Consider the following 12,330-nt stretch of genomic DNA (forward strand, 5'->3'; position numbering starts at 1 on the left):
CGTAGATCAACCTACTTAGTTGCGATCACCCTGACCCACCAGGCGCACACTTATCACGACTACTCCCCCACCCGGCCCCGGTTGAGCTGCTCATCAGGGGCAGGTTTGATCGGCGTATCGTCGAGATGAAACGGGCTAAGATGATTAAACTGCATACCTTCGGACTCATAGCGTTCATACGAGTCTTCCTTGCTACGCCCTTCGTGCCAAAAGGCGATAGCACCGACGACCACCAGGCCGACAATGACTGCGAGTTCGCCTATCATTTCACACACCTAGATCGGGCTCGCACAGAATCCGAGGGTGCTGGACTCCAGGCCCACGCCGGCAGCCGCCCGGGTTCCACCAAGGCGGCCCTCGTCAGCGACCACCAGGCCACGCCTATTGAAGCGCAAGGGTCCATCGCGGCCGCAACGTCCGCCGGACCGCATTCACGCACAGGCCAAGCACCTTGGATCCCACGAGCCAAGGGCCCAGCTTGCACGCCGCAAGGGTGGCCACGGTCGTTCTTCGAACCGGCAGGAGTTTCGGCAGGATGGAGCAACCTGTAGATCACTACGGCATCGGGCACCACCTGCCGCAGGCAGTCCATGAGTTTGCGTGGCCTCATTGTGGCCGTCACCGCTGTCGCGTTGGGTCGTCGGTCGCAGGAAGACGGCGAAGGCCTCTGAGGACTCGTTGCTTCGTGACCAGGTCGGTGGAGTAACTGGAGGGTGAATCCCTATCCACCACAGGCCAATTCACAAGCCTCGCATCGAGGGCCGCACCGGGCGAACGCCTGGGCAGGCGGACGACGCTAGTCGGTCCCATGGCGACCTGGACCAGGGAGCCGGATGCCGTCGGCACCGACGCGGGCGGCAACCAGCGTGCAACGTCGTGGGCGAGAGGATTTGGTGGCGCGGCCTCGACAACCAATGCCGTTACTCCGCTGCACGACCAAGCCAACATCATCATCGGTACATTGACTTCGGGGTGCAGCAGAGAATTCAGCTCGCCGTCCCAAGACTCAACTCCACCGTGGGCCGCGACAGCGAAAACTGATTTCACAGCGCTGGTAAGAGTTGCTTCAAGGGCCATGTTGTCAACAGATACTATAAGCGATCTGATAGATCCGCCGACCTGAGGCAGCATTAGGCGGCAAACTTCGAGAGGAGGGACAACATCATATTCCGCCGTAGTCGCAGAACACAGCTGACGGCGGTAATTGTGAGTCGTGGCACCCCGATCGAAACCCGGATATCGTGGAATTTCCTCCGGCTCCGCTGGTATCGATAGCTGCTGCGTGTGCGCGATATTGTCCAGAAGCTCAATGAGGCAGATGGGGCGCCGAAGATGCAGTTCCTGAATAGTTCGTTCCTGAGTGACGCGCGGGACACGCGCACCAGCGGTTGACACGGCGGGGCTCTCCCGATGTGGATCAAGCGTACGGCAGATACCGAACGACCTGGCCGTCGGATATGTTCGCACGTTGATATGGGACAGAGCGACACATGCTCTGCCTGGGTCCGGCCGCGCCCTAATGCTACTGGGGTCGGCTCGAGGTAGCTCTCTGGTACCAAAATATGCGTTGAACTCGCTGGCCGATGATACCCATGATGCCGGACACGGTCCACAGGCACATCGAAACCAGACGGCAACCCGAGATTGGTTGCAGACCTAGGGCTCCCCTGTCCGGGCCTTCCGCACGTCCATGTCGTGCCGCGGCCCGCGCTGCGTTCCCGGGGGTGTTGTGTTCGTCAGACGCGTGAGTGTTGGGTGACTTGTCGCGATCACATCACGTCGGAGCATGCGGTTTGTGTTCGTGGGTTGTGGCCGAAGCTATCCGAGCCCGAGCTCGGCTGCCCCGCTAGCCCGTATTGACGCTTCGCGAGGCGAGTCCGGAGCATAAGTGATAACACCGAGACCTCGGCAGCGGCCACGCCGAAGGCGTGGGTGGTGCCCTGCATGAAGGCGCAGACGGATGAAGAGTCGTTACGATCTCCTCGCCAGCCCGTGACTCTCAGGCTGAGCCGTATATTCGATGCCCGCGGCTGTTCGACTCGCCGGTCGGCGCATCTCCGGCGGCGGCGGTCCGCACTCGGCGAGGACCGCCTACGACCTGGCCGCGTAGACGAATCGGCTGCCACGCAAGCTCAACGGATGCGCCCAAGACGGGCGCCGGGTTCCACGCACAACCGGTCCGTCCGCATGAACGGGCCCGGCGTAGACGACCTGTCCGGCGACCGTCCGCTCTACAACAGCTACCGCGATACCGGACGGCGGGGTGTTCGTGCCTCAGTCCCGCTGCCGTGCGGATGGCGGCGATCCCGGCGCCCGCAGGACCGGCCACATGCTCTGGCCGGCGCGAGGAAGAGTTCTCGACGAAGAAGCGGTGTCCGAGCCGAATGACTACGGCCAAGGTGACCGTACCCGCAGAAGGGCCTGGCGGCCGCCGTCGGCGTGACGCCCGTCTACCTCAGCGCCTTGGTGACACTCCACGTCGACGCGTGGGCTTCGAGGTGATGAACGAGCGAGGAACCCCTGCGACCGGTCGTCAGCGTGTTCGACGATGGCCGACGGGTCGACGCCCGCGAACTGTGCCACGCGTTGGAGCAGCATGCTGAGCCGGACGACCTACGCGCCCACGCGGCTCGCGCCATCGCCGAGTTTCATGGCTGTCGTGTGAAGTCTCAGGAGATAGATGACTGATCGTTCTCGGGACTTCCTTGACAGAGTCGATCACTGGTGTTGATCATTGCCAGCCGTGGTGGACGACACGCGGGCTGGGGATCGGGACTGGTTAGTGGAGCAGCGCTACCGGGCGGTGCTGGAAGTGCTGGACGGATCCCCGGTCAGCGAAGTGGCGGTCCGATACGGGGTTTCCCGGCAGGCCGTGTATGCCTGGAAGGCCAAGCACGCGGCCGGCGGTATCGAGGCGTTGCGGGAGGTGTCCCGGCGTCCCAAGACGAGTCCGACCCGGGTGTCGGGCGACGTCGAGGCGCTGGCGTGTGAGATGCGGCGCGCGCATCCCCGGTGGGGTGCGCGGCGGATCGCCTTCGAACTTGCCCAGGCCGGGATCGCGTCGCCACCGTCGCGGGCCACGGTGCACCGAGTGTTGGTCCGCAACGGACTGGTGCGCCATCAGGAACAGCACCACCGGCGCAAGTACAAGCGCTGGCAACGGGAAACGCCGATGCACTTGTGGCAACTGGACCTGGTGGGCGGGATCTTCCTGGCCGACGGGCGCGAGTGCAAGATGCTCACCGGCATCGACGACCATTCCCGGTTTGTCGTCGTGTCCGCGGTGCTCGCGGTGCCCTCTGGTCGAGCCGTGGCCGATGCGTTCCTCAAAGCGATGCGGGTCTACGGCGTGCCGGCGGAAGTGTTGACCGACAACGGGAAGCAGTTCACCGGCCGGTTCACCAAGCCCCGCCCGGCCGAGGTGTTGTTCGAGCGGGTTTGCCGGGAGAACGGCATCACCCAGAAGCTGACCAAACCGTACTCGCCGACCACCACTGGCAAGATCGAACGATGGCACCAGTCGCTGCGCCGCGAACTACTCGATATCACCGAGCCGTTCGTCGATCTGCCCACCGCGCAGGCGGCGATCAGCGCCTGGGTGCATACCTATAACCACAGCAGGCCACACCAAGCGATTGGCATGGCTACCCCGGCCAGCCTGTTCCGTCCCGGTACTCTACCCGAACCTCTCAAGGTCACCGTGGCGACTCCATCGGAGCACGAGGCCACGCCTGACGCCGTTCCACCTGGTGCCACCTCCGGCACTCCCATCAGAGCGGCTGAGATCACGCCTGGTTTCGTGTTGCCACCGTCGGCCGGCGCGGTGGAGTTCGACACGGTCGTCGCGGCCAGCGGCCAACTCAACGTGCTGGGTGCGGTTCAACGCGTCCGGATGGGCGCCCAGCACGCCGGACAACGCGTGCACGTATGGGTCGACGAGCACAGCGTCCACGTTCTGATCGACGGCGACCTGGTCAAGACCGTGCCGTCCAACCTCACCGCCGACGACCTGCATCAACTGACAATGCGCGGCGCCCTGCGCGCGGGACCGCCGCCAGCCCCACCCTCGATCGCTCGGGCCGGCACGCTGGCCGCAGGCGCCGTGGTCGAGGTTGATCGCAGCCTCGATGCCAACGGCGCGACCAGCCTGGCTGGGCTTCGCCTCAAGGTCGGTCCCGAACTGGCCGGCAAGAAGGTGACGCTGCGCCTGGACGGGCACCTCGTCCACGTCGTGCACGAGGGCGTGCTCGCGAAGACCCTGCCCTCCCCACTGGCTGCCGACCAGCGCACAAAGATCCGCGGCGCCCGGATCGCCACCGGTCAGTTGCCCCCGCCGGCCGCCGGGCCGATCAGCGTCCAGCGCAAGGTTCCGCAAGACGGCGTGGTGATGGTCGCTCGCCAACGCCTGCGCATCGGGCGCACCTACCTAGGCAAGATCGTCACCATCCACGTCGAAGACACTCATTTCCGCGTCACCTGCGATGGCGCCGAACTGTCCCTGCACCCCCGCGACAGCCAGCATCCGGTCCGACGCTGGAAGGCCAAGATCCACGCTCCCCGACTCTAACCGGTTGTCCACAATGTCCCGAGACAGTCAACGATGTCGTGCGCCGATCATGTCAACGAACTCCTGAGACCACACACGACACATGGCCTCACCTCGATGTCCTGAGTCCGCTGTTGGCCAAGATGATTGAGGTTCGCAAGGACCCTGCCCGATTGGCAGAGTTCGAAGAGTTCATCGTGTTCGGGGTGAAACGCAATGGCGGTCCGCGGCATCAAGACGCCAGCGATAGGTTGGGCGACAGACAGGACCTTCAGCGACCGGTGGACCACCACGGTGGTGGAATTCGGTGGGCCGGACAGTCGCAACAACCGATGATGGCAGCACTCAGCATGTTCTGCCACGGATCGATAGCGGCGAAGCGACGGCGGCGCGTAGCCGCCGGCCGTCATCGTTTGCGGCCGAGTCCGGCGTAGACGTGGACGCGATCGGGATTGCGGTCGCCGACCTCTCCTGGGTCTGGCCGCCACAAGGGAAGCGGCACGATCCCAGGCTCTACCAGGTCGAGTCCAGTGAAGAACGACTTCTGACGGTCGGGACCACGCAGGTTGGGCCGCGGCCGGTCCCCGAGGTGCATTTGCTCGAACATCTCGTAACCGGCTTGAATCGCCGGGCTATCGTCGAAGTGCGAGATGCCGAGGTAGCTGCCTGATGGAACGGCGTCGACGTAGGCCGAGACCAACTGGTCTGGATTGTCCTCGTCACGAATGTGCAGCAGGGTCTCGATCAGGAGCACTGCGACGGGCTGGTCGAAATCGATAAGCTGAGCTGTCTCCGGGGCGTTAAGGACATCGTCCACCTGGCGTATGTCCAGGCTCAGGAAGCACGCCCGTGCGTTGTCGGCCACGATTGCCTGACCATCCTTGGCCAGTCCTGGCTCATTGTCGACGTACACCACCCGGCACGCCGTGCGTGCGCCCTGTGCGACCTCGTGCACGTGACCGCCGGTGGGAAGTCCCGAGCCGAGATCGAGATACTGGTGGATGCCCTGACCGACTAGATAGCGCACCATCCGGCCGAGCATGTCCCGCTGGCGCCTGATCAGATGCGGGATATGCGGAGCCACGAGGGCGACGTTGTCGGCGAATTCGACCGCTCGGTCTGGCTGATCGCGCAACCCCGTCAACCACACGTGGTTGGCCCGTGCGATGACGCTGGCGTCGAGGCCACTGTGGCCTGGCGCGGTCGGTGATGCCACAGCTGTAACACCTCCATCAGCTTCTGCCGGTAGTCGTGTCGGCCAGCGCGTCACCGGGCGATTCTAGGATGATCCCAGCCGCGCGGACAGTGCCATGTTCCAATGACCTGTCTTCCGGAGCCGCTGTCCGGTGTGACTTGATGAGAATCGCGGCACGTGAGTTACCGGTTCATCACGTACCGTCATCCACCGTTGCCGGGATACCTCACGCCCGTGAGGTGTTCGCTCTGACTCCACAGTCGTTCTTGCGCGGCACGGTCGTGCGAGCCGGCTGAGGAGTGAAGGCATTCTGGGAAACCAGTGAACTGGGCGATGCCTGCCGGCCCGTAGTAGTTGCCACCGCGCGCCGCGGGGTCGACGGCTGCCCGCAGGACCGCGAGTGCGCCCATAAGCGGGTCCTGGAACAATCGCAACCAGTTAAGACGGGGGCTTGCGGCGGCGCGGATCAAGGGATGAAGCTCGTCACCGAAGGCGGTGCGGCAGTTGCCAGGGTGCGCAGCTACAGCGGCGGTCGGCGCACCGATGGCAGCCAACCGGCGCTGGAGCGTGTACGTGCTCAGCAAGAGCGCCAGTTTCGAGCGGGCGTAGGCGCGTAATGGGCGGTAGCCGTGCCGCCCGTGAAGATCATCGAAATCGAGTCGGACGAATCGGTGCGCGGTGCTACTGACGGTGACAATTCGCGAAGCTGGGACGGTGGCGATCTGATCAAACAACAATCCGGTGAGCAGGAATGGGCCCAGGTAGTTCGTGGCGAACGTGCGCTCGAACCCGTCCTCAGTGAGCTCACGGCGCAGCCGCATGAGGCCGGCGTTGTGAATCACCAAATCGAAGCGCGGGTGATCCGCGCGCAACCGCGCAGCCGCACGGCGGATCGAAGCCAGCGAGGCCAGGTCCAGTTGTACTGTGTCAATCTCGACCCGCGGCGCGTGCGCCTGGATGCTGGCCTGCGCCGCCGCAGCCTTGCGCTCATCGCGGCAGGCCAACACGACGGCGGCACCGTGGTGAGCGAGAATGCGGCTGACCTCATAGCCGATACCGCTGTTGGCGCCAGTGATCAGGGCCTTGCGGCCAGTCTGGTCGAGGATTTCGGCTTCGGTCCAGCGCCCCTTATGAGTACGCAATCGCTGTGCCTCCCGACAGATCCGGCGGCGAGGTCATGTAACACCAAGGATAACCCGGCGTCATGCAACCTCGGTTGCTGTCAGTGTTTGGCAAGAACGCGCAGCCGGACTCGAGGAGACGGGGCCATGGTGTGCCCGCGCAACTGTTCGTTGGAACCTCGGGGCTCGCGCATCTCGAGATCCATGTGACGCAACGCCCGGATCAGGATCATCGCGACCTCGAGCTGTCCGAGCTGGGCGCCCGGGCAGCGTCGCGATCCACCTCCGAACGGGAAGTACTCGTCGATCGGCGGACGGCGGAACCGGCCTCGGGCGTCCAGGAAGCGATGTGGGTCGAACCGCTGTGGCTGGTTGAAAACGGCGGGGCGACGGTGGGTGACATAAATGTGCGGCGTCACGATGGTCCCTGCAGCGAAACGCCTTGTTCCGAGTTCGCGGGCTTCGGTGAGTCTGCGGGTGCCGGCGGCCGGAACCGGTGGAGTCAGCCGCAGGGTTTCCGAAATGACGGCGTGCAGGAGTGGTGCGGAGCCCGGCGCAATTCCATCGTCGGGCACATGGCTGAGCTCCGCCCGCACCCGTTCGGCGATATCGGGGTAGCGGTGTAGCCAGACCAATGCCCAGGCGGCGGTCGAAGCGGTGGTCTCGTGTCCGGCGAACAGCAGGGTGACGAGTTGATCGCGGAGTTCCTGATCTCGGCGGTCACCGTCGCGTATGGCGGCCAGGGGTCCGTCGGGTGCCAGCAGATGTGCAGCAAGCGTGCGGGGATCACGATCGGCGGCACGTTTGGCGTGCCGTACCAGCGCGTGGTTGAGCTGCTGATCGGCGGTGGGCAAACCGCCGCGAAGATACCGGTAGGCGAGGGTGCGCGGGCGTGATCCGATGGCCTGGTCCATCCAGTGAGTGAACGGTTCGACAACTTCGTCGTCGACGGTCCCGAATACGAAAGTCGACATGACTCGCATGGCCACCGTGCGGGTCCAGTCCGCCAGCGGGACCTCGGTGCCTGCGGTCAGGGTTGCGATTGATTGATCGATGATGCCGGCGATCATGGCGCGGTAGGTGTCGAGGTCTCGTGCAAGTGGTCCGTTCAATACTTTGCGGTAGTCGCGGTGGCGATCTCCGTCCATCCAGATCAGCGAGTGCTCGCCGAGGACCGGTCGAAACGAGCGACTGCCCGGATGCTGGAGCGTCCGGTCGGTCTGCCAGATTGCACCGATGGCTTTGGGATCCGAGACCAGGATTCGGGGCTGTGGCTGAGTACGGATTTCGATTAGCCCTGCCCCACGGTCGGCGAGGGTGTTGAAGTAACTCAGTGGCTGCAACGCCAGGGCCAACTCCGCCGGGGTCATCAGGTATGCCTCATGCCGCGGTGGATGCGTTTGCGAGTGCTGGATTTTCTCGTGCCCACGCGCGCAGCTCAATGAGCTCGCGGCGCCCAAACGCTTTGGCCAGCCGGATGAAGGGCAAGTCCTGCGCGATCTGCTCTTTCAGCGAAACCGGCTCTGCGGGGAAGTCCCAGCTTTCGTCATAGGTCTCAAGGCCTGCTGGCGTGATCTTCGTGATGATCGTGGGCTTCTCGGCTGGGTAAGGCGCGTACCGTGTAACCAGCCGCCGTACGCGTTTGGCCCTTTCCGCGGGAGTGTCGGCGCGGCAGGCCTCCTCAAAGGCGTCGAGCGCCGAAGCGAGTTCTGCCGCTCTGACGAGGGTGTCATCCTTGGACCTGGACTTGCCGCGAGCGGTGTCCCGTGCCCGCGCCGCTATGCCGGGGTGTATGTAGTCGACCATGCTGCCTCGGACGTCCTGGATTTGACCGGCAATCCAGGTGCGAACCATGCAGAGGTCGTCGTGGTCGTAGTGGAGCAGAAGCTCCCGGGGCAGTACCTGATGCAAGGGCGTCATGGCGCGGACAGATATCCACGCCCATCCGAGTGACAGTCGGTCTAGCACGGCGGGTGCCCACATCAGCCACGTTGCGCCGATGACCATGGACCCGAAGCAGGCGGCCGAGACAAGCTCGCTGATCGTGTTGTTGTCCAGAACGGTGTTCCCACCGTTCAGATCGGCCCACGCCCTCGCGATCTGCCACACAGAGAAGACGAGGGCGACGATCGCGCCGGTGACCTCGAGCCAAATGCTGATTGCCACGCGCCGCGGCGGCCTGTCGCGGCGGAGGTAGCGGACACAAATGAAGAGAAATTCGCTCGCACCGAGTGTCAGGTAGAAACTGTACGTCGTCTGGATCCAGGCCACGTGCAGTTCTCCGCTGTAGGCCGGGAAGATGGGGACGTTCGTCTGGGTATGTAGGCCCGTCACCAGCGCAGTCATCACGCCGGTGCACGCGAGGAGCACGGCTGCGCGCCGGATGGTGCGTCGACGTCCGGCTCGCGGATCGTCCAATGTGGTGGAAAACATCGACAGCACGGAGAAGGTGGCGATGTCGGCGAGAACGCAGGTGAGGAGGTAGGTGACTTTCGGCGCCAGGCCGGCCTGAATGATCGCGTGGTTTGTGACTGGATCGTAGAAGACCGCCCCGAGTCCGCCGAAGATGAAGACGGCGCAGAAGAAGTTGAACCCAGGATCAGATCGCCTTAATCCTCGTGCGAGAAGTGCGGCGACGGCCAGCACTGCGGCAATGGCGGCGCTGGTGCCGTACCAGCTGCCCACCCGGGCGCCCAATAGCAGCACAGCGATGATTGCGAGACTGGCCGCGACGGCGCCGGCTGTGCGATACCCGCTGAGCATGTCATCCTCGCCATTCGCGTTTTCGCGTGCTGCCGAACAGCGACTGGACCGGATCGCGGGGCTTCCACCGCATCATCGCGTGTCGGGGATCGGTCGTGTAATGCTCCAGCAGGCGGGCTGACGCCTCAATACGTTGCTCAGTTTCGGTGTCGTAGATGTCGCGGGCCAGAATGGCGGATGGTTCCTGGTTGCGGACGATGGCGAGGAGTTCCTCGTCCTCATCAGCCAGCTCGGGTGCGAGTTTCTTCCAGAACTCACGCCGTTCGGCGTCCACGTCATGATCGATGTCAGCGGTCGCCGTTCCGTCGAGCGAGGATGTGACTGTGTCGGCATGTCCGGCGTCAAGTGGGAGGTCGCGGTAGTGGAAGAGTTCGTGAACCTCGACCCGCCGGCCGATCGCGGGACCGCCGGGCTCCATCTTGACGCGGTCGGAGATCACGACGACGTCGACGTCAGGGTATTGAACGGTGAGTCCGCACGTCGCGCTGCCAATGGGCCCTCGGGCGATATAGATGGTTCGGCCTCGGCGTTCGGCCTCCATCTGGAACAGCTGATGGGGCCGCACGGGCCCGGAAAAACGCTGCGCGTGTGCCTCGATGACGGCATTCACATCGTCCTTGGCGCTGGCGAGCGCCTGTGGATCCACCCGGCGGAGAAACGGGTCATTGGCCACGAGCCGTTCACTGCCAGTAAATTTGGTCCTGCCGAACACCTCTACTCACCTCCTGTGGAGGGCGGTGCTAAAAACTGAGGCTCTGCAACCGAACGTTGCGCCGACATCGCCTGCTCGCGCTCGATCGCCTTGGCGACCTGCACGAGCCCAGCAAGATCAATCTGTCCGGAGTTGCGAGCAGCCACCGGAAGCCCGCCGAGGAGTCGGCGGGCTTCGAGAAACTGACCGATGTACCCTTCGTCCCACTCGGCACCGAGACGGAACACCATGACCGTCGCGTGGAAGAAGTCGGCGATAGCCGTGAGGGCCTCGACGCTCAGCAGGCGGCCCGGGGGCCTATGACCGTACAACAGGTATCCGACGTCAACGGCCAGCCACCGCTCGCCGGTTTTGTCACTGAGATATTCAGCCAAGTCCGCGAGGCTGTAACCGCCGCCCTCGGGCCGCTCCTTCTCTGCAAAGAAGGTCACAATCCAGTTGAGACGTCGGACGAATTCGGTGAAGCCATCAGGCTCGTTGATCTCCAAAACCAGCAAGCCGTAGCGCCTGGCCACAGCGTCGCCGGGCCATGGGCGAAGGGGGTTGATCCAATGATCACCAACGCCCAGGTACAACGCTGAAGCTGCGATTACCTTGCTTCCCGGGTTCGCGATCTCACCTTTGAGGAACTTACTGATCTGGGCTCGACTGTACAGGCGGACGTGCTCGTAAACGAATTCCGCTAAGGTCTTCTGGTTCCACGTCTTTCCGTCTATTGGACGGGGTCTGCGGTCGTAAACCCTGAGGAAAAACGCAATACGTTCCCATGACGACAGTGACCGACTCTCGTCTGCCATGGACTCTGTCATCGACTCTCCGAACCACGAACCGGTCATCGTCGCGATGACCGCGACGATGGTGCTGCGGCTGACTGTGCCGCCCGTACACCCGACGGCCGCGTCAACTATAGCACAAGTCTACAGAAAAGTGACCTATCGCGAGCGTCGTTGGATCTACTATAGGACAACCAGCCCGTCTCAGCCAGCACGCCGATCCGGCTAGAACGGGGCAGACACCTTCCCAACACCGGGGGTGCCGTGAGCCGATATGGCGCCTCGTGGCGGGACATCGCCGCGGTGCACCGCCTGGACCTTTCGGTAGCAATACTTGCGATTTGCTACGGGTGGCGAGGAGCGTGCTATGCGGTCACGGAACCCACGCAGCTGGTGTCGGCCGCCGCGTTGCTGGCCGCAATCGCGAACGTCCTGCTGTTCCTAGGCGGTGGCCTTGCCCTCAACACGGCCGCCGACGTGAACACTGACGCCCAGCATGCTGGAAAGGCCACGCTCGTAGGAGCGGCAGAACGTACACATGTCTCCCACTGGAGCGCAACGGAAATTGTCGTGGGCGTCGCGGCAGCGATCGCGGTCACGGCGCTGACCGGGCACGCACTCCCGGCCATCGCAGGTACGGTGACCGCCCTGTCATACGCCGCATACAACCTTGACATGCTCGGTCGTCTCAAGCATAAAGGGTTCGTCGGCGCCCTGGTATACGGCGCTGCGACAGGTGGCCTGCCGTTCCTGGTCTCCGCCGGCGCCGTTGTGTCACGGTTGCCGGGCTGGGCATGGTGGCTAGCCATCGGCCTGACCACAATCTCCGCGGGCCGAACCGCGTGGTGGTCTGTGCCCGACCTGTTGGGCGACCGCAAGGCCGGGGCCTACACGCCTTCCGTGCGGCACGGCGCCTACAGGACTACGGCCGTCGCCTGCCTCTTCATGGCGGTCGGCCTCGCCGCCGCTGCCGCGGGGCTGTGGCGATTCGGGCCCATCCAGACCACGCTCGCTATGGCAGCTCACCTCGTTGTATTCGCCATTGCGGCCAACCCGTTGCTCCGTCGAGGGGCGAAGTTCCCGAGCTGGCGGACGATCACCATGCGCATCCTCCCCCTCATCACCCTCGGCGAAGTGCTGGTGCTAGCGGTACCGCTGGTCACCCTGCTGGGCGTACCACGCATCTAGCCGCACGTGACCAATGCGTCAACTTTAGTGCA

At 64.1% G+C, this 12,330-nt stretch carries 9 protein-coding genes; 2 read left to right on the forward strand and 7 right to left on the reverse strand.

Annotated features, from left to right (window positions below; translation table 11 throughout):
* Window positions 1–59: 59 nt before the first annotated feature.
* Window positions 60–266: a hypothetical protein gene (locus LOZ83_RS01195; RefSeq protein WP_236787951.1), complete on the reverse strand. Its 207-nt coding sequence runs from the start codon at window positions 264–266 to the stop codon at window positions 60–62.
* A gap of 2,477 nt (window positions 267–2,743) precedes the next feature.
* Between LOZ83_RS01195 and LOZ83_RS01200 the strand changes: the two genes are divergently transcribed.
* A complete protein-coding gene (locus tag LOZ83_RS01200) occupies window positions 2,744–4,567 on the forward strand; it encodes an IS481 family transposase (RefSeq protein ID WP_236787952.1) in 1,824 nt (607 codons plus the stop codon).
* A gap of 385 nt (window positions 4,568–4,952) precedes the next feature.
* Here the strand turns inward: LOZ83_RS01200 and LOZ83_RS01205 are convergent, their stop codons facing one another.
* The 6 genes from LOZ83_RS01205 to LOZ83_RS01230 form a co-directional block, all read right to left on the reverse strand.
* Entirely contained in the window at window positions 4,953–5,762 is an 810-nt protein-coding gene (locus LOZ83_RS01205) for an SAM-dependent methyltransferase (RefSeq protein ID WP_236787953.1), read from the reverse strand.
* Between the two features lie 182 nt (window positions 5,763–5,944).
* Complete coding sequence (locus tag LOZ83_RS01210) at window positions 5,945–6,883, reverse strand: oxidoreductase (RefSeq protein WP_236787954.1); 939 nt, start codon at window positions 6,881–6,883, stop codon at window positions 5,945–5,947.
* Window positions 6,884–6,963: 80 nt separating this feature from the next.
* Window positions 6,964–8,232 carry a cytochrome P450 gene (locus LOZ83_RS01215; RefSeq protein ID WP_236787955.1) on the reverse strand — a complete coding sequence of 423 codons (1,269 nt, stop codon included), beginning with the start codon at window positions 8,230–8,232 and terminating at the stop codon, window positions 6,964–6,966.
* Window positions 8,233–8,242: 10 nt separating this feature from the next.
* Window positions 8,243–9,625 carry a hypothetical protein gene (locus tag LOZ83_RS01220; protein WP_236787956.1) on the reverse strand — a complete coding sequence of 461 codons (1,383 nt, stop codon included), beginning with the start codon at window positions 9,623–9,625 and terminating at the stop codon, window positions 8,243–8,245.
* A 1-nt stretch (window position 9,626) separates the two neighbouring features.
* Window positions 9,627–10,337: a hypothetical protein gene (locus tag LOZ83_RS01225; RefSeq protein WP_236787957.1), complete on the reverse strand. Its 711-nt coding sequence runs from the start codon at window positions 10,335–10,337 to the stop codon at window positions 9,627–9,629.
* A gap of 2 nt (window positions 10,338–10,339) precedes the next feature.
* Entirely contained in the window at window positions 10,340–11,146 is an 807-nt protein-coding gene (locus tag LOZ83_RS01230; RefSeq protein ID WP_236787959.1) for a hypothetical protein, read from the reverse strand.
* Between the two features lie 267 nt (window positions 11,147–11,413).
* Between LOZ83_RS01230 and LOZ83_RS01235 the strand changes: the two genes are divergently transcribed.
* Window positions 11,414–12,298 (forward strand): UbiA family prenyltransferase, encoded by an 885-nt coding sequence (locus LOZ83_RS01235; RefSeq protein WP_308190194.1) that lies wholly within the window; start codon window positions 11,414–11,416, stop codon window positions 12,296–12,298.
* The last annotated feature ends 32 nt before the right edge of the window (window positions 12,299–12,330 follow it).

It is taken from the genome of Amycolatopsis sp. GM8 (assembly GCF_021653975.1).
In the GTDB taxonomy this organism is placed as follows: Bacteria; Actinomycetota; Actinomycetes; order Mycobacteriales; family Pseudonocardiaceae; genus Amycolatopsis_E.

Coding starts and splice junctions, on each gene's coding strand:
- LOZ83_RS01230 (WP_236787959.1), bottom strand. CDS start 11,146: ATGACAGAGTCCATGGCAGACGAGAGTCGGTCACTGTCGTCATGGGAA.
- LOZ83_RS01215 (WP_236787955.1), bottom strand. CDS start 8,232: ATGACCCCGGCGGAGTTGGCCCTGGCGTTGCAGCCACTGAGTTACTTC.
- LOZ83_RS01220 (WP_236787956.1), bottom strand. CDS start 9,625: ATGCTCAGCGGGTATCGCACAGCCGGCGCCGTCGCGGCCAGTCTCGCA.
- LOZ83_RS01195 (WP_236787951.1), bottom strand. CDS start 266: ATGATAGGCGAACTCGCAGTCATTGTCGGCCTGGTGGTCGTCGGTGCT.